Origin of the sequence: Blautia sp. OM07-19, from assembly GCF_003481595.1 — a bacterium.
Taxonomy (GTDB): Bacteria; Bacillota; Clostridia; order Lachnospirales; family Lachnospiraceae; genus Blautia_A; species Blautia_A intestinihominis.
In genome coordinates this window covers 150,812-169,721 of record NZ_QULA01000002.1, presented here as the reverse complement: position 1 = coordinate 169,721, position 18,910 = coordinate 150,812, and the positions used below count along the sequence as shown (strand labels likewise).

At 45.9% G+C, this 18,910-nt stretch carries 14 protein-coding genes, 1 tRNA gene, 1 pseudogene and 1 other annotated feature (1 of these 17 only partly in view); of the genes and pseudogenes, 15 read left to right on the top strand and 1 reads right to left on the bottom strand.

Going from position 1 to position 18,910, the window contains the following annotated elements; genetic code table 11:
- Positions 1-179: a binding site (T-box leader), on the top strand; it begins 76 nt to the left of the window's first position.
- 62 nt (positions 180-241) lie between these two features.
- From DXC01_RS03405 to DXC01_RS20495, 8 genes are all read left to right on the top strand, one after another.
- Complete coding sequence (locus DXC01_RS03405) at positions 242-1,897, top strand: 2-isopropylmalate synthase (RefSeq protein ID WP_118698260.1); 1,656 nt, start codon at positions 242-244, stop codon at positions 1,895-1,897.
- Between the two features lie 187 nt (positions 1,898-2,084).
- Positions 2,085-2,903 (top strand): FAD binding domain-containing protein, encoded by an 819-nt coding sequence (locus DXC01_RS03400; protein WP_118698259.1) that lies wholly within the window; start codon positions 2,085-2,087, stop codon positions 2,901-2,903.
- A complete protein-coding gene (locus DXC01_RS03395) occupies positions 2,893-3,360 on the top strand; it encodes a (2Fe-2S)-binding protein (protein WP_022213745.1) in 468 nt (155 codons plus the stop codon). Before DXC01_RS03400 ends, DXC01_RS03395 begins: the two co-directional genes overlap by 11 nt.
- Before the next feature lies 1 nt (position 3,361).
- Entirely contained in the window at positions 3,362-5,656 is a 2,295-nt protein-coding gene (locus tag DXC01_RS03390) for a xanthine dehydrogenase family protein molybdopterin-binding subunit (protein WP_118698258.1), read from the top strand.
- Positions 5,657-5,658: 2 nt separating this feature from the next.
- Positions 5,659-6,690 (top strand): DUF6077 domain-containing protein, encoded by a 1,032-nt coding sequence (locus DXC01_RS03385; protein ID WP_118698257.1) that lies wholly within the window; start codon positions 5,659-5,661, stop codon positions 6,688-6,690.
- A gap of 13 nt (positions 6,691-6,703) precedes the next feature.
- Entirely contained in the window at positions 6,704-7,510 is an 807-nt protein-coding gene (locus DXC01_RS03380; RefSeq protein ID WP_118252273.1) for a hypothetical protein, read from the top strand.
- A gap of 102 nt (positions 7,511-7,612) precedes the next feature.
- Positions 7,613-7,684 (top strand) — tRNA-Arg (locus tag DXC01_RS03375).
- A 55-nt stretch (positions 7,685-7,739) separates the two neighbouring features.
- Positions 7,740-8,660 (top strand): SH3 domain-containing protein, encoded by a 921-nt coding sequence (locus DXC01_RS20495; protein WP_022213741.1) that lies wholly within the window; start codon positions 7,740-7,742, stop codon positions 8,658-8,660.
- 97 nt (positions 8,661-8,757) lie between these two features.
- Here DXC01_RS20495 and DXC01_RS03365 read toward each other — a convergent pair whose 3' ends face one another.
- The gene (locus DXC01_RS03365; RefSeq protein ID WP_022213740.1) at positions 8,758-9,966 is read right to left on the bottom strand and encodes a polysaccharide deacetylase family protein; all 1,209 of its coding nucleotides are present in this window, start codon (positions 9,964-9,966) and stop codon (positions 8,758-8,760) included.
- A gap of 187 nt (positions 9,967-10,153) precedes the next feature.
- On the opposite strand from DXC01_RS03365, the pseudogene DXC01_RS03360 reads away from it, so the two are divergent.
- From DXC01_RS03360 to DXC01_RS03330, 7 genes and pseudogenes are all read left to right on the top strand, one after another.
- Positions 10,154-10,828, top strand: a pseudogene (locus tag DXC01_RS03360) (pseudouridine synthase); the annotation flags it as partial.
- Positions 10,829-10,919: 91 nt separating this feature from the next.
- Positions 10,920-12,878 carry an NAD-dependent DNA ligase LigA gene (gene ligA / locus DXC01_RS03355; RefSeq protein ID WP_118698256.1) on the top strand — a complete coding sequence of 653 codons (1,959 nt, stop codon included), beginning with the start codon at positions 10,920-10,922 and terminating at the stop codon, positions 12,876-12,878.
- A gap of 35 nt (positions 12,879-12,913) precedes the next feature.
- On the top strand, positions 12,914-13,855 hold the full coding sequence (gene metA / locus DXC01_RS03350; RefSeq protein ID WP_022213738.1) for a homoserine O-acetyltransferase MetA: 942 nt from the start codon (positions 12,914-12,916) through the stop codon (positions 13,853-13,855).
- A gap of 29 nt (positions 13,856-13,884) precedes the next feature.
- Positions 13,885-15,387 carry a Na+/H+ antiporter NhaC family protein gene (locus DXC01_RS03345; RefSeq protein ID WP_118698255.1) on the top strand — a complete coding sequence of 501 codons (1,503 nt, stop codon included), beginning with the start codon at positions 13,885-13,887 and terminating at the stop codon, positions 15,385-15,387.
- A gap of 30 nt (positions 15,388-15,417) precedes the next feature.
- Positions 15,418-16,026 carry a C39 family peptidase gene (locus tag DXC01_RS03340; protein WP_118698254.1) on the top strand — a complete coding sequence of 203 codons (609 nt, stop codon included), beginning with the start codon at positions 15,418-15,420 and terminating at the stop codon, positions 16,024-16,026.
- Positions 16,027-16,113: 87 nt separating this feature from the next.
- Positions 16,114-16,713: a zinc dependent phospholipase C family protein gene (locus DXC01_RS03335; RefSeq protein ID WP_227221891.1), complete on the top strand. Its 600-nt coding sequence runs from the start codon at positions 16,114-16,116 to the stop codon at positions 16,711-16,713.
- A gap of 175 nt (positions 16,714-16,888) precedes the next feature.
- Positions 16,889-18,901, top strand: coding sequence for an NlpC/P60 family protein (locus DXC01_RS03330; protein WP_118698282.1), 2,013 nt, complete (start codon positions 16,889-16,891; stop codon positions 18,899-18,901).
- The last annotated feature ends 9 nt before the right edge of the window (positions 18,902-18,910 follow it).

The following is an 18,910-nucleotide window of genomic DNA, read 5'->3' as shown; positions in this document are numbered from 1 at the left end:
AATCCATGGAACTCGCCTTTGAGCATCTGTCCGAAATCCGATAAGGAGAGTAGACACAGACGGTATCCACCGTTATATGGAGAGGATATAAGGATCCAATGATCCCGTATCCCTTGAGTGTATGAAACCGTTCATAAATAAGAGTGGTACCGCGAAAGTTACTGTCTTTCGTCTCTTACAATAGTGTAGAGATGAGAGATTTTTTTTTGCACAGAATTTTTTACAAGATGGAGGAAAGATCATGGAAAACGTAACAAAATATCAGAGACAGTATTTTATGCCGCCAGTGAGATGCATGAAATGGGCAGAGAAAGAATATGTAGACAAAGCTCCAATCTGGTGCAGCGTTGACCTTCGTGATGGAAACCAGGCCCTGGTCATCCCGATGAGCCTGGAGCAGAAGATCGAATTCTTCAAACTGCTCGTAGAGATCGGTTTCAAAGAGATCGAAGTTGGCTTCCCGGCAGCATCTGAGACAGAATACACCTTTATCCGTACTCTGATCGAACAGAACCTGATCCCGGATGACGTAACCATCCAGGTACTGACTCAGGCGAGAGAGCATATCATCCGCAAAACTTTCGAGGCTGTCAAGGGCGCACCGAAAGCGATCGTTCACGTATATAACTCTACTTCCGTAGCACAGCGCGAGCAGGTATTCAAGAAATCCAAAGAAGAGATCCTGAAGATCGCTGTAGACGGAGCAAAACTCCTCAAAGAACTGGCTGACCAGACAGAAGGAAATTTCCAGTTTGAATACAGCCCGGAGAGCTTTACAGGAACAGAACCGGAATACGCGCTGGAAGTCTGCAACGCAGTTCTGGATGTATGGAAACCGACCGCAGACAACAAAGCGATCATCAACCTGCCTGTTACCGTACAGCATTCCATGCCTCATGTATATGCAAGCCAGATCGAATACATGTGCGAAAACATGAAATACCGTGAAAACGTTATCGTTTCCCTTCATCCACACAATGACCGTGGCTGCGGTGTCGCAGATTCTGAGATGGGTCTGCTGGCAGGCGCTGACAGAATCGAGGGAACCTTATTCGGAAATGGAGAGCGTACCGGAAACGTGGATATCGTTACTGTTGCAATGAACATGTTCTCCCAGGGCGTAGATCCGAAGCTTGACTTTTCCGATATGCCGCATGTATGCGAAGTATACGAAGAGTGCACAGGCATGAAAGTTGACGAGAGAAGCCCGTACAGCGGTGCACTTGTATTCGCAGCTTTCTCCGGATCCCATCAGGATGCGATCGCTAAAGGAATGCACTGGAGAGAGGAAAAAGACCCGAGCCGCTGGACAGTTCCATATCTGCCGATCGACCCGACCGATGTTGGAAGAAACTACGATGCAGATGTTATCCGTATCAACAGCCAGTCCGGAAAGGGCGGCGTAGGCTATATCCTGGAGACCAAGTACGGTCTGAATCTGCCGCCTAAGATGCGTGAAGCTATGGGTTATGCAGCCAAAGCCGTATCCGACCACAGCCACAAAGAACTTCATTCGGATGAGATCTTTAACCTGTTCAAATCCACTTTCGAAAATGCGGTCAGCCCATACAGCATCAGCGAAGTACATTTCCAGCAGAAAGACGGTGGAATCGTTACTCAGGTAACTTCCAGCTTCAATGGAAAGACAGTTACAACAGAGGCAACCGGAAATGGTCGTCTGGATGCAGTCAGCAATGCACTGAAGAAAGCTTACGAACTGAAATTTACACTGGTTACCTACCAGGAGCATGCGCTTGAGAAGAGCACCAGTTCCAAAGCGATTGCTTACGTAGGAATCCAGAAACCAGACGGAACTCTCTCCTGGGGAGCCGGCGTTGACCCGGATATCATCCGTGCATCCATCGATGCACTTGTAACTGCGATCAACAACCGCTAAATGAAAATCAATCATCTCTTTCTTTTCCGCAGTTCTCCGCAAAACTGCGGATCAGAAAGGGATTTTTTTATGCATGTTTCACAGAAAAATCGATCCCTCTGGAAATTTCGGAATTTTTCTGCTAAAATTAAATAATGTATGCCTTTATACCTTTAAAATTGGATGAAAGAAAGGAATCGATGCACAGATGCTAAAGATTAAAAGCTATGTGAAAGTAAACAGCATTGAGGAAGCATATGAGCTGAATCAGAAAAAAACAGCGATCGTGCTTGGCGGAATGGTATGGCTTAAGATGGGAAATCGAAATATTTCCACAGCCATTGATCTTTCCGGACTTGGACTTGCTGGCATTCAGGAAACGGATGAGGAATTCGTGATCGGATGCATGACGACTTTGAGAGAACTTGAGACTGATAAGAGACTGAATGAATATACGCAGGGGGCTGTGAGAGAAAGTGTCCGGCACATTGTTGGCGTGCAGTTCCGAAACTGTGCGACTGTCGGCGGCAGTATCTGGGGACGATACGGTTTCTCGGATGTACTGACCATGTTCCTGGGGATGGATACCTGGGTAGAACTTCACAATGCAGGAAAAATTCCGCTGACAGAGTTTGTGGATCGGAAGAAAGATAACGATATCCTTGTAAATATTATTGTAAAGAAGCAGCCTCTCCGCGTCTGTTATATGAGCCAGAGAAATACAAAGACAGACTTTCCGGTACTGACCTGCTGTGTTTCTCTGATCGGAAACGAAGCGAGGACAGTGATCGGTGCAAGGCCTGCCCGTGCCATGGTCGTAGAGGATCAGGAAGACATCCTTGGAAATTTTGATCAGAAGAGTGAAGAAGCAAAGAAAGAAGTAATTCAGAAATTTGCAGACTATGCAGCAGAACATGTTCCGACTAGCGGAAACATGAGAGGATCCAAAGAATACAGAACCCTTCTTGTAAAAGTTCTTACGAGAAGAGCCTGGGAAGTAGTAGGGGGAATGAAGGATGAATATTAAATTCTGGCTGAATGGAATACAGCGTCAGGAAGAAGTCGATCCGGGAATGCTCCTGATCGATTTTCTGAGGGAAAAAGGCTGTTACAGTGTCAAGAGAGGCTGTGAGACAGCAAACTGTGGTCTCTGTACGGTGTTGATGGATGAGAAACCGATCCTTTCCTGTTCCATGCTCGCTGTAAGGATCGATGGAAAGAAGATCGTGACACTGGAAGGACTTCAGAAAGAAGCAGAGGAGTTTGGAACTTTTCTTGCAAATGAAGGTGCAGAACAATGCGGCTTCTGCAATCCGGGATTTATCATGAATGTGATCGCGATGCTCCGTGAACTCGAGGAACCGGATGAAGAGCAGATCAAGGAATACCTTGCAGGAAATCTGTGCAGATGTTCCGGTTTTGTCTCCCAGACCGCAAGTATCCTGAAATACCTTAATTATAAGAAAACACAGGAGGAAGCATAAAATGAAATATGTAAATCAACCTGTCCAGAAAACAGATGCCATGGCACTGGTAACAGGAAAGCCTGTGTACACGGACGACCTGGCACCGAAAGATTCCCTGATCGTCAAAGTCCTGCGAAGCCCTCATGCCAATGCATGGGTCGACACGATCAAGACGGATACAGCAAAGAAAGTTCCTGGCATCGTCTGTGTTTTTACCTATGAAGATGTTCCGCAGAAGCGTTTTACACTTGCAGGACAGACTGCACCGGAGATGAGCCCGGATGACAGACTGATCCTTGACCGTCATGTGCGTTTTGTCGGAGATGCAGTTGCGATCGTTGCAGGTGAGACAGAGGCGGCTGTTGATCTGGCACTTAAGCGGATCAAGGTCAAATATCAGGTGGAAACACCGGTCTTCGACATCCATACTGCAAAAGATAATCCGATCCTGGTGCACCCGGAGGAGGACTGGAAACTCAAGATCCCGCTTGGCGGCGATAATAAGAGAAACTTATGTGCTACAGCAAGGGAAGAACATGGTGATGTAGATAAAGTCTTAAGTGAATGTGCATATACGGTAGAACACACTTATCACACCAGGGCAAACCAGCAGGCTATGATGGAAACTTTCCGCACAGCATGTTATATGGACCATTTTGGACGTCTGATCGTACTTTCTTCTACACAGATTCCTTTCCATATCAGAAGAATCGTAGGCCGTGCACTGGATATTCCGGCATCCAAAGTTCGTGTCATCAAACCAAGGATCGGCGGTGGCTTTGGCGCAAAGCAAACTTCTGTCAGTGAGATCTACCCGGCATTTGTAACCTGGAAGACAGGCCGTCCGTCCAAGATGATCTATTCCAGATATGAATCGATGATCTGCTCCACACCGCGTCACGAGATGGAGATCACTGTCCGTGCAGGTGCAGATGAGAACGGTATCATCCGTGCACTGGATGTCTATACACTGTCAAATACCGGTGCGTATGGAGAACACAGTTCTACAACCGTAGGATTAAGTGGTCACAAATCCATTGGACTTTACCGACATACCGAAGCATATCGTTTTTGCTTTGATGTCGTTTATACGAATGTGCAGGCAGCAGGAGCTTACCGTGGATATGGAGCAACGCAGGGTATTTTTGCGGTTGAATCTGCGGTCAATGAACTGGCACACAAGATGGGAATGGATCCGGCCAGGATGAAAGAATTGAACATGCCGGTAGAGGGCGGTCCGCTTCCGGGATATCCAGATGTCCCATATGCACAGAGCTGTGCAATGGATCGCTGTATGGCAAGAGCAAAGGAAATGATGAACTGGGATTCCAGATCACTCTCTCAGGATATGGGCAATGGCAAAGTACGCGGTCTGGGTGTTGCGATGGCAATGCAGGGTTCTTCTATTGCAGGTGTTGATGTCGGCGGTGCAGACATCAAGCTGAATGAAGATGGTTCCTACACTCTGGCACTTGGCTGTACAGACATGGGAACCGGATGCGATACTGTCATGGCACAGATTGCTGCAGACTGTCTGGAGACTCCGATGGAAAATATCGTAGTATTCAGTGTAGATACTGATATTTCTCCATATGACTCAGGTTCCTATGCATCTGCAACAACCTATACAACCGGTATGGCAGTCGTAAAAGCCTGCCAGGAGCTCCGCAAAAAAATCTGTGAACTCGGAGCAGAAATGCTGCAGACAGAGCAGGAGAACGTTGATTTTGACGGCTCTTATGTATTCTGTATCGAGGATGAGAATAAAAAAGTTTCTCTCGAGGAAATTGGGCTTAAGAGTACTTTCTTTAACAATATAGAACTGCAGGTAGTGAAACAGCATTCCTCACCGCTGTCCCCTCCGCCGTTCATGGTCGGAATGGTCGAGGTCGAAGTAGACAAAGAAACAGGAAATATAGATGTTCTTGATTATGTTGCTGTTGTTGACTGTGGAACACCGATCAACCCGAATCTTGCCCGGGTGCAGACCGAGGGCGGTATCGCACAGGGAATCGGAATGGCACTGTTTGAGGATGTACAGTATACAGATAAGGGAAAGATCCGCAACAATTCCTTCATGCAGTACAAGATCCCGAGCAGAATGGATATCGGTAAGATCCGTGTTGATTTTGAGAGCAGTTACGAGGAGAGTGGCCCATTCGGAGCGAAATCCATTGGAGAGCTTGTCATTGATACCCCGTGTCCGGCACTTGCAGAAGCAATCTATAATGCAACAGGAGTCCGTGTACGTGAACTTCCGATCACTCCGGAGAAGATCGCGATGGGGATCCTTGAAAAAGAGATGGAGAAATAAATATGGAAATGGCAATGAAGGGAATCCTGGCTGTTTTCTGGCTTATCCTTGTACCGGTTGCAGTGGGAAGACTGCCGTTTGTCAAAAGACGGCAGCCCCTTCTGACTGAACGTTTCGTGAGCGGTTATCTGATCCTTTTTTCGATCATGGAGGTTCTGACCCTTCCAATGACGTTTCTGAAAATGCCGCTGCATGTGCTGGTGATTTCCTATGGAAGTATCGCACTGATCCTGTCTCTGACAGGTGTTTTTGTGACGGTGAAGGCGAAAGATACTATTCGTCTGTCCGGTATTTTTGACAGAGAAAAAATCTATTTCTGGATCGCACTGATCCTGATTCTGGCACAGATGGCAATGTGTGTTCTACTGGCACATATGGATGCAGATGATGCTTTTTATGTGGCTCAGGCGACCTCTGGTGTACAGACGGATACGATCTTTGAAATTATCCCATATACAGGACAGAAGTATTATGGTATTGCAAGCAGATATATACTTTCTCCGTTCCCTGTATTTCTTGCGGTGGTAAGCCAGCTCAGTGCGGGACTTCATCCAGCGATCATGGCGCATATGATTTTCCCGGCAGTTTTTCTTCCGGTAGTTTACAGTGTTCAATATCTTCTTGGAAAGAAATGGTTTCCCGGTGATAAAAGAGCGCAGGGAATGTATTTGTTCCTGACAGCATGTATCTGTAGCTTTTCAGCATATTCTGTATATAATTCAGGAAGCTTTCAGATGATTCGTATCTGGCAGGGCAAGGCACTGCTGGCATCTGCTTTTCTGCCGCTTCTGCTTTATATCTGCCAGTCTGTGCTCATGGAGAAAAAACCGGAATATCCCTGGGTTCTTCTTGCAATGGCAGATTTAAGCTGCTGCCTTCTGTCATCTATGGGAATCATTCTGGGGACAATGATGCTTGGAGTTTTTCTACTGCTTTGCCTGGTGATTCGCAGGGACTGGAGAACTTTTTTGAAGGGAATCATCTGCTGCATTCCTTCTCTGGTGCTCGGAGTTTTTTACATTTTGATTGTGTGAAGGATAAAAGAATATGATGAAAGAAATGATTAAAAAATCTTTGGGATTCTGGAATAATTACTGGGGGAGCAGCATTTTTCCATATCTTCTGGTAATTGCACTTCTTTATCTGCTGATTTTTAAACACAAAAAGAAAACGACCCGGTATGTACTGGCATATGTTTTTCTGATGCTTTTTCTGTTCTTTTTTCCATATACGGCAAAAATCATACAGAAATGTATAGGAGAGAATGTTTACTGGAGAGTTTTGTGGCTTGTACCATCAACATCGGTGATCGCACTGGCATTGACAGAGTTTATCCGTGGAAGGAAAAGCTTCCTGCAGCCGGTTCTTCTGGTGCTTTTTGCAGGAATGATCGCCTGGGGCGGCAAAGAGTTTTATACAGAGGGCTACTATCATAAGGTAAATAATTATCAGCAGGTTCCGGACGTAGTTGCAGGAATCTGTGAACTTGCGAAGCAGGATGCAGATGGAAAGAAATTCCTGCTGGTGGCAGATGAGTATGTCAGTTCGTATATTCGTGTTTACGATCCATCGGTTTATCTTCCGTTTGGAAGAAGAGGATCCGGCGGTGCGGTAGGGGCGAGGAGACAGTTGTACTTCGAAATCAATGCACCTGCATTTAATTACGCAAATATTGCAAAATATGCTGAATGGGTTAAATGCAACTATCTTGTGGTAAAAATTCCAAATGAACAGCAGAAAGAGGAACTGGAAGCCTGTCACTATCAGGAGCTTGGAGTAGTCGGAGAATACAGTGTTTATCGGCTTGGAAATTCAGTAGAAGAATACAGAAGTCCTTTGCTTGGAGAATCGTAACTACAATTTTATGCAATTGTGTATATAAAATAAAAAACTTTACTTTTCAAGTAAGATGTGATAATATATCATGTGTTAAGAGTATTGCGTCTTAACACATTTGCACCTGTAGCTCAGTGGATAGAGCAGTGGTTTCCGGTACCATGTGCGGGGGTTCGATTCCCTTCAGGTGTGCTGCACTGGGTAATGGGTCTGCCTCGGTGCGTTGTAATTTAAGGAGGACAAGAACTTGGATAATTTCAGGGAATGGTTATCGGATAACCTTCGCTATTTTATGCTTGGCGGAGCAATTCTGATAATCGTAGCTGTATTGTTCTTTGGCGTTCGTGCCTGTATTGGAAGTGGGAAGGGTACTTCTAAGAAAGAACAGAATACAGTGGAGGACAACAGCCAGGGAAATGATCCTTCTTCTCCGGAAGATGATGGGGAGACAAACGACGGGAAGAAAGAAGAAGACACGAATCCCTTGGAAGAAGGCAGTGACGAGATCACCGCACTTATGAAGAGCTATTATCAGGCTTTAGGGGAAAGAGATATTACCACACTGAGAACACTGGTCAGCAATCTGACGCCTTCTGATGAGTCGCGAATTACAAATGCCAAAGATTATATAGAAGGATATCAGGTTGACCATGTATATGCGAAGAAGGGCATGGACGAGAATTCCTATGTAGTATATACACGTGGAAGTTTTATTTGTAAGGGGATAGATACATCTGCGCCTTCATTATGGAGTTCTTATATAGTCAGAGACAGTGACGGCAGTTATAAGATTCTGGGCGATCTGGAACAGAATAAGGAAGTTTCCGATTACATGGACTCACTGAAATCCGATGAGGATGTTAAGAAACTTACAGCAGAAGTTCAGGCAGATTATGAGAAGGCACAGCAGGATGACACAGCACTTGCTGCATTTTTGAATGGACTGGGAGAAGAGGTGGATTCCACCACATCACAGACATCGGATGGTACGACAATGACTGTTGCAGAGGGGTGCAATGTGAGATCTGCTGCCAACAGCGATGAGGATAATATCATCGGTGGTCTGGATGAAGGAGATCAGGTACAGGTTCTCGGTCAGGAAGGTGACTGGATTCAAATTGAATATGACGGGCAGACTGGATATGTATACAGTGGATTGCTTCAGTAACGTAAGGCAAAGGCACAGATTTTCTGTGCCTTTTGTTATGTCCGGGTTTATGGACCAAAAAAGAATCTGCGTTTTGGTGTATACGCAGATTTCTTTTTTATTGACCGGTAAAATCACCGTATGCGATGCCGGTGGTAAGTTCTGTGCCTTTGATTTTGGCAAGTTCGTGAATCGTGACTAACTGGTAGCCTTCCTCGATTAATTTCGGGATAAAAATCTCAGCAGCATCTACAGAAGTACTGAAGATGTCGTGCATCAGAATAATTGAACCATCCTGAACCTGAGACATGACAGCCTCTGTGATCTGACTGGCATCCTGCGTTTCCCAGTCCAGTGTGTCGATCGACCAGAGAATCATAGGGGTGCCAACGGTTGATCGTACAGAATCATTGATGTTTCCATATGGAGGACGAAGTACCGTGGCACCGTGTCCGACCAGATTGACGAGATCTTCATCTACACCTGCAATTTCGGCAGACATATCTTCCGGGGCAAGTGTTGTGAGATCTACATGGGAATAAGTATGGTTTCCGAGTTCACAGCCCAGAGATTCCATGCGTTTAACTTCATCAGGAAAACTGTCGATTTCTTTGCCGACCATAAAAAAGGTAGCTTTGGAATTGTTTGCTTCCAGACAGTCAAGCAGTCTGTTCGTAAAAGAACTTGGACCGTCGTCAAAGGTCAGAGCCACATATTTATCGGCTGTTTTTTCAGACGATTTATTTTTGGACTTTGAGGCTTTTGCTTTGGCAGTGGGTGTTGTCGTGGCCTTTTTTGTCTTTGCTTTGTAGCCTTTCAGTGAACCGTCATCAAGAAGTTCATAGCTTTTTCCGTCGACAGTGACAACACCAGTCTGCATGATACCGTCCAGATCCATATAGTAACGTTTGCCGTCTGCATCTACCCATCCGGTTTGCATAATACCATCTTTGTTGAAATAGTATGTTTTGCCGTCTGTGTCTGTGAGCCATCCGGTATAGGCTTTGCTGTCTACCATAAAGAGCCAGTCGCTTCCACTGGAAGTCCAGACTCCGGAAGCTGCCACATCAGAAATTTTGCGTTCAGATGAAGATGGCTTCTCTGTAGGAGAAGGTGTGGCAGTTTCGGAAGGTGAAACGGATTTCTGGTCAGAATCAGGCTCGTTCTGTTCCTGGCTGTCAGATACAGAAGCAACTGACTGAGAAGGTTTCTCGCTGAGAACAGAAAAATCAGCATTTGACTGTCTGAGCGTGACACCAAGAACGAGACAGATAGCGATGGCAATGAGCAGCAGAAACGGATTTGTATGTTTTTTGCGGCTTGGCATGCCGTTTCCTCCTAACATTTATGAAAATAATACCGGGTCTGTCTGAGAAGACAAAAGCCCGGACTTCTATACATGATACAATAATCGACACAAAAATACAAGAGTCCGTCAAAATTAAGGCTGGAATTAAAAGGAAAACCTGAAACTCTTTGTTGCGGTCAAAAAGAAAAAATTATATAATAGAACAATGGATAAAAAAATCAAAACAGAAAATACAGAAACGATCAGAATAAATAAATACTTAAGCAACGCAGGCGTATGTTCCAGGCGGGATGCCGATCAGCTTACCGATGCGGGGAGAGTTACGCTGGATGGCGTTGTGATAAAAACAGGAGAGAGGATAACGGCAGATGCAGAACTCTGCCTGGACGGACACCCGATCACGAGAGAGAATAAAAAAGTCCTTCTGCTGTTTTATAAGCCGAGAGGAATTGTCTGCAGCACCAAGAAACAGCGAAATGAAACGACGGTGACGGAGTACCTTAACTATCCGCTGCGTGTCTATCCGGTCGGACGGCTGGATAAGGATTCGGAAGGGCTGCTGCTTCTGACGAATCAGGGCGATCTTGTGAATCGGATCATGCGTGCAGGGAATTATCATGAGAAAGAATATCTTGTGACAGTAAATAAGGAGATTACGGAGGATTTCCTTAAGGGCATGCGGGGCGGCGTTCCGATCCTTGACACGGTGACGAGACCCTGCACGGTAAAGAAAACCGGACGGAGAAGTTTTCAGATCATTCTGACGCAGGGGCTGAACCGTCAGATACGCAGGATGTGCGAATATTTTGGATATCAGGTGCAGACACTTAAGCGAGTCCGGATCATGAACCTGACCCTTGATGGGCTGGATCCGGGAGAATACCGTGAGATCCGAAAGGAAGAATGGAAGGAATTAGAAAAACGGATCCGAAATTCATCAAGTGAAACGATCAAAGAGACAGGAGGACATCATGGAAACAGCAGCCGTAAACCAAATGAAAGAACTGGTAAAAAAACTGAACGAAGCGGCAAAGGCCTATTATCAGGAAGACCGGGAGATCATGAGCAACAGAGAATACGACGCTCTGTACGATCAGCTGGAGCAAATGGAAGCAGAAACAGGCATCGTTCTGGCAGACAGTCCGACTGTTAATGTAGGATATGAGGCAGTAGATGCACTGCCAAAGGAAACACACGAATCTCCGATGCTCTCTCTCGACAAGACCAAAGAGCGAGAGACACTCAGAGCTTTTATAGGAACCAATCCGACACTGCTTTCCTGGAAAATGGATGGACTGACCATTGTCCTTACCTATGAGAACGGGGAACTTCAGAAGGCGGTCACCAGAGGAAACGGGATCGTCGGAGAGGTCATTACTAATAATGCAAGGACATTCAAGAATATCCCGCTTAAGATCGCCTATCAGGGAAGGCTTGTGCTGAGGGGCGAGGCAATCATCACCTATTCCGATTTTGAGAGGATCAATGAAACGATCGAAGATGTCGATGCCAAATACAAAAATCCGCGAAATCTCTGTAGCGGATCGGTCAGACAGCTGAACAATCAGATCACCGCGGAGCGAAATGTAAGGTTTTATGCGTTTGCGCTGGTATCTGCACAGGATGTGGATATGCATAATTCCAGGGCATATCAGATGGAATGGCTGAAATCTCAGGGCTTTGAGGTGGTGGAATACCGTATGGTGACAGGCGAAAGCCTGGACGAAGCGATGGATTATTTTTCTCATGCGATCGAGAATAATGATTTTCCATCCGATGGACTTGTTGCGCTTTATGATGACATTGCATATGGAGATTCACTTGGAAGTACTGCGAAATTCCCGCGAAATGCGTTTGCTTTCAAATGGGCAGATGAGATCCGCGAAACGACGCTTCGTGAGATTGAGTGGAGCCCGTCGAGAACAGGACTGATCAATCCGATCGCAGTTTTTGATCCGGTGGAACTGGAGGGGACGACCGTCAGCCGTGCAAGTGTCCACAATGTCAGCATTGTGAAGGAATTACAGCTTGGGATCGGCGATACGATCCAGGTCTACAAGGCAAATATGATCATTCCGCAGATCGCAGAGAATCTGACCAGGAGCAGTAATCTGGAAATCCCGCATATCTGTCCGGTCTGCGGTGAGGAAGCCAGGGTCATTCAGGAAAATGAAGTAGAATCTCTCTACTGCATGAACCCGGACTGTGTTGCGAAGAAGATCAAGGCATTCACACTCTTTGTAAGCAGAGATGCCATGAATATAGACGGATTGTCTGAAGCTACACTGGAGAAATTCATCGCCAAAGGTTTTATCCATGATTTCGGAGATATTTTTGAGATCGCGAAGCATCGCGAAGAGATCGTGACAATGGAAGGATTTGGAGAGAAATCTTATGACAATCTTATAGCAAGCATTGACAAAGCAAAGGAGACAACACTTGCGAAGGTGATCTACAGTCTTGGAATCTCTAACATCGGACTTTCCAATGCGAGAGTGATCTGCCGGCATTTTGATGATGATCTGGACAAGATCCGGACAGCCGAGGAAGAGGAGATCAGTGCGATCGATGGAATCGGCCCGGTGATCGCAAAGAGCCTCACGAAATATTTCAAAGATCCGGAAAACAACCGCAAGCTGGATCATCTGCTTGGATATCTTCATATTAATAAAGAAGAAGTTTCTGAGAACCAGACACTGGCAGGAATGAATTTTGTTATCACAGGAAGCCTGGAGCATTTCAGCAACCGCGGCGAAGCCAAGAAGCTGATCGAATCCTTGGGCGGCAAGGTGACAGGTACCGTCACAGGCAAGACAAATTACCTGATCAACAACGATACCACATCCAATTCATCCAAAAACAAAAAAGCCAGGGAACTTGGGATTCCAATTTTGTCTGAGGAAGACTTTATCAAAATGACAGAACAATAATATATAGAAAGAAGCACATAAAGGAGGAACGGAAAATGCCTATTAAAATACAGGGGGATTTACCGGTAAAAGAAATTCTGGAAAGAGAAAATATATTCGTCATGGACGAGGGAAGGGCTGTGCATCAGGACATTCGTCCGATCCAGATCCTGATCCTGAACCTGATGCCACTCAAGGAGGAGACAGAGCTTCAGCTTTTGCGTTCTCTCTCCAACACACCGCTGCAGGTGGATGTGACTTTTATGGCAGTGGAGAGCCATGAGGCAAGAAACACTTCGATCAGTCATCTGAATAAATTCTATGAGACTTTTTCTGATCTCAAAGACAGACGTTTTGACGGAATGATCATTACAGGAGCTCCGGTCGAGCAGATGGAATTTGAAGAAGTAGACTACTGGAACGAACTCCAGGAGATCATGGACTGGACTTCTGACCACGTGACCTCTACGATCTTTCTGTGCTGGGCTGCACAGGCGAGTCTTTATCATTTCTATGGACTTAAGAAACGCCAGCTTGACCACAAGATGTTCGGTCTGTTCTGGCACAAAGTCCTGAACCGCAAGATCCCGCTGGTAAGAGGGTTTGACGATATGTTCCTTGCACCACATTCCAGACATACAGAGGTCCCGATCGAGGACATCCGTGCCTGCAAGGACATCACGATCCTGGCAGAATCCGAGGAAGCTGGACTTTTCCTGGCAATGGCAGAAGGTGGAAGGAAGATCTTTGTGATGGGACATCCGGAATATGACCGTGTCACACTGGACGGCGAGTACAAGCGTGACATGAGCAAGGGACTCCCGATCGAAATCCCGGAGAATTATTATCGCGAAAACGATCCGGCAAACAAACCGCTGCTTATGTGGAGAGCACATGCAAACAATCTGTATACAAACTGGCTGAATTATTACGTATATCAGAGTACACCGTTCGACCTGTACGGAACACCTGATTTCGACAGTATTAAAGGGCATTGATAAATTAAAAAATAAGAGGGGGAAACGAAATGAATGGATCAATGTTTATCGGAACCTGGTGGTCACTGGTTCCACCGCTGCTGGCGATCGCGCTGGCGCTGATCACGAAGGAGGTTTACAGCTCACTGTTTATCGGTGTGGCAATGGGAGCACTGCTTTATACGGGCTTTCATCCGTGGAATGCGTTTGTAGCATTGTTTGACATCATGAAGAGCAGTATGAATCTGAATATTCTGATCTTTGACGTTCTGCTTGGAATGATCATTGTACTGATGGCGAAGTCAGGAGGATCAGCGGCGTATGGACGCTGGGCGGGCAGTAAGATCAAGAATAAAAAGAGCGCAATGTTTGCAACAACAGGACTTGGTATCCTGATCTTTGTGGATGACTATTTTAACTGTCTGACCGTAGGCTCTGTTATGCGTCCGGTCACAGACAAGTACAGAGTATCGCGTGCGAAACTTGCTTACATAATCGACGCGACTGCAGCACCGGTTTGTATTATCGCACCGATCTCAAGCTGGGCGGCAGCAGTCAACTCTTATGTGCCGGCAGATGCAGGGATCACAGGATTCCAGCTTTTTCTCTGGACGATCCCGTATAACCTGTATGCACTTCTTACCCTGGTCATGGTATTTTATATGATCGGTACCGGATTTGATTTCGGACTTATGAAGAAACATGAACAGAATGCGGCAAGAGGAGATCTTTTTACTTCCGGCGGAGAAGAATTTGATCAGGTCAAGGAAGAAGAGATTTCTTCCAACGGTCATGTCATCGATCTGATCCTTCCGGTCCTGGTACTGATCGGAACTGCGATCGGTGCGATGATCTATACAGGATTCCTTGGCGGAGCGACAGATATCGTCACTGCTTTTTCCGGCTGTGATGCAGAGACCAGTCTGATCTTTGCAACGATGATCACCGTATTATTTATGCTCGTGCTGTATCTTCCGCGAAAAGTTGTCACATTCAAGGGGTTTATGGACAGCTTTGTAGAAGGATTCAAGATGATGATCCCGGCGATCGCGATCCTGATCTTTGCATGGTCCCTGAAAGGAATGGGCGATGCACTTGAGATCGGAACTTTTGTCAAGACGATCGTAGGCACCAATGCATCTGCAAGTGTGATCCTTCCGGCGATCCTGTTCCTGGTGGCGATCTTCCTTTCTTTCTCAACAGGAACAAGCTGGGGGACGTTTGCAATCCTGGTTCCGATCGCGATTGCGATGTTTCCGGGTGCCGACAATATGCAGATGATGATCATTGCAGTATCCGCGGTTCTTTCCGGAGCTGTCTGCGGAGACCATGTTTCGCCGATCTCTGACACAACGGTTATGTCCTCAGCAGGTGCACAGAGTAATCATATCAATCATGTAACGACACAGATGCAGTACGCGGCTGTAGTTGCAGTGGTATCCGCAGTGGGCTTCCTGCTTGCAGGCTTTGTCCATGTATGGTGGATCGTCCTGGGAGTCAGCCTTATCCTGCTGCTTGCGGTCCTTACTGTGCTCCGCAAAGTTGCAAAGTAGATGATATCTGACAGGAAAGAGACAGGAGATATGACGAAGATCAAAGTACCTTATATCGACCAGAGCGGCAGATATCCGACAGGATGCGAGAGCGTCACTGCTGTCATGCTTCTCCGTTATCTTGGGTGTGATATTACGGTAGATGGTTTTATCCGGAACTGCCTCAGGTGCAGGGCGATGGAGCAGAGAGAGGACGGACTTTATGGACCGGATCCGAACGAATTTTTCTGTGGAAGTCCTTATGATGATGAGGCTTTTGGATGCTATGCACCGGCACTTAAGGGAGCACTTGAGCGGGCGGCAGGAGATACTTTTGCATTTGTCAATGAGACAGGAACTTCCATAGAAGAGTTGTGCAGAAAGTACATTGACCGCGGGATGCCGGTAGTTTTCTGGGCCTGCATCAATATGCGAAAGGAGATCCCGGGGCCGGAGTGGAAACTTCTGGATTCCGGTGAGCGGTTTGAATGGACTTCCAATGAGCATTGTATGCTTCTGGTGGGATATGATGAGAATGGCTACTGGTTCAACGATCCATATGATCATAATGGTGTGATCTTTTACGAAAAGGAACTGACAGAGCAGCGTCATGCGGCACAGTACAGTATGGCGATCGGTGCTTCGAAGAAAAAAATTTAAAATTCACAAAATCTCTATTTTCAAATGGCCGGATATCTGTTATAGTAGATGTTGGTTACAGCAAACAATTTATTTGCACAGAAAGAAGTGTTTATTTTGCGAAAGAAATCACACATACTGTTAGCAAGATATCTGGCAGACCAGATGCCTGCTAATGAAAGCTTACAGTCACATAGAAAAGCATTTTGTCTCGGAAATATCCTTCCGGACATCCAGCCATCCTTTGTAACCAAGAGACATGAATATTTTGGCACCTTTGACGAGGTACAGGGAAAGATCAGCCGTCTGGTAGAGAACGGTCTGGTAGAATACAATGACCGTGTGTTCTGGAGAAGAGCAGGCGAGATCATGCATTACATTGCAGACTACTTTACATTTCCGCATAACAAGACATTTGACGGATCTCTGCGTCAGCACAATACGTATGAGAAGCATCTGAAGAATGAACTCAAGGTCTTTGTTGAGAGTGGAAGAGCAGATATTTATGCGGAGAAGAATCTTCGCTTTGATACACTGAACCAGCTTCTTGATTATATCAGAGAGCGTCACAACGTTTACCTTGACCGCAAGCGTTCGATCGAGGAGGATATCCATTATATCTTAAGTGTATGCTTTCAGGTATTCCAGGGATTGTTCCAGCTTTGCCTCCGTGTAGTAGCATCAGGTGTACCGGCAGTAAATATCTGAAAATATGAAAAAAATATGAAATTTACCCAAATCCGCCGGAGTGTTACACTCCGGCGGTTGATTTTGAAAAAACAGTATGCTAAAATAAGCACAGTTATTATGTAAGTTAGAAGATTTTAACATATTCCTTTCAGGAAATGGGAATATGGTCACAGAAGGGAGTTTTTTTGGCAGAATGAAGAATAAATATCTGACAAAGTATTTATGCATCTCGATGATTTCAGCAATGGTTTTGTCCAGCCCGATGTCTATTCTGGCTGCGGATGAAGGAATAGAGGCTTCAAGCGATTTTGGAGACGGCAGTGATCTGAGTGATGGTTCCGGGGAGGAGACACCGGCACCAGAACCAACAACAGCGCCAGATCCGGAACCAACAGTCGCACCGGAACCAACAACGGCACCGGAACCGACAACAGCGCCAGAACCAACGACGGCACCGGAACCGACAACAGCACCGGATCCAACAGCAACTGTGACACCGGTTCCAACTACAGCGCCTACGTCAACACCAACGCCGACTCCGACAACAGATAATTCAGCAGTGACTGCGCTGATCAGTCAGATCAATGCCCTGGCAGGGGAGACACTTACTTTGAATCATGCATCCAGAGTAGAGGCACTTCGGACAGCTTACAATAATCTGTCAGATGAACAGAAAGCAATGGTTACCAACTATCAGACCCTGGTAAAACTTGAGGCAAAGATTGCAGAACTTAAGAAGAAACAGAACAGCAGCAACAGCAATACTACTGATATTTCAGATGGAACGAAAGCGACAGATGTGACAGGTAAGACCGGTACACCGGTTTATTATGTGTCAAACCTTCATGCAGGAAAGGACTTTTATCTGGACAGCCTGAAGGAGAATTATCAGCTCAGCTTTTCTGATGATTTTTCATCTGTAATGGACGAAATTGAGAAAGAATATAAAGAAAAGAACAAACTGACAGATGCCAGTGACAGCAGAACGGATGGAATGACTACATCTGCGGATTCTCTGCTCGTGCGAAACTGGCAGGATATTCTGGCGATTTATGTGTATGAGCAGAGCCAGAAAGGTACCAAGGAATTTAAATTGGATTCTTCCAGCAAGGATGAGCTTGCTGAGATTTTTGCAAAGATGAATCCGGTAGTTCGTGACAAAGAAAATATCACCCATGTTTCCTATGGAAACTATCATATTAATACGTACATCAAGCAGAATAATATTGCACAGGACAAGAGAACTGCTCTCAAGAAATACACAGAAACAGACTGTAAGCTCCTTTGTGCGATCGTTACAGATGCCAAAGGATTTGTACGTCAGAGTGTTGGAGATGATGTTTCGGAAGAACGTGTCAATGTCATTACAGCGGCATATTCTCTGGTAGGTGAGGTCGGCTATTTCTGGGGCGGCAAGTCTACTACGATCGGCAAGGATCCGAGCTGGGGAAATGCAGAGAAGGTTTCAGCAGCCGGAAGCCCGAGCACAGGAACGACCAGAGCCTATGGTCTGGACTGCAGCGGCTTTGTTACCTGGGCAGTCATCAATGGATATGACAGCACAGATATGGAAGGCAGTGTTGGAGATGGAACTTCTGATCAGTGGGAAAAGGCAGATGTAGTCAGCGAGCAGGATGCGCAGCCTGGCGACCTGGTGTTCCAGAATGGTCCGGAATCAGGAAGCAATAATCATGTGGGTATCATCTGTGGTAAGACAGATGCGGGCGACTGGATCGCAGTACATTGTTCTTCCAGCAAGAACGGGGTTACAGTAGGAGAGGCATACGGTGCAAGTTTCCGTTACATCCGTCAGCCATCTTTCTATCCGACACAGGAAGAACTTGCCCAGATGGTAAGTGATGGAACGACTGCAAGTAATGCAGAGGCACTGGATACTGCCGCAGATGTAACAGAAACATCGGATGGTGATTTCACAGCCAATACAGAAACAAAAACAGACACTAAGAAAGCAGAAGAATCCAGCGAAGATACATCAGGAATTGATATTAGTTTTGAGAATGATGTGGAAGCAGGAACAGAGGATGCCGGGCTTTCTGACGGAATCACTTCAGGAAGTACAACAGTAGAAGTGACAGGTACACTTAAAGAAATTCTCGAAAAGGGAATGACAGTTTCTTCCGGCAGTGCCGCAATTTATCCACAGCAGCCGGATAACAGTGATATTCAAGTGGAATTCGAAGATTAATACCTGAGA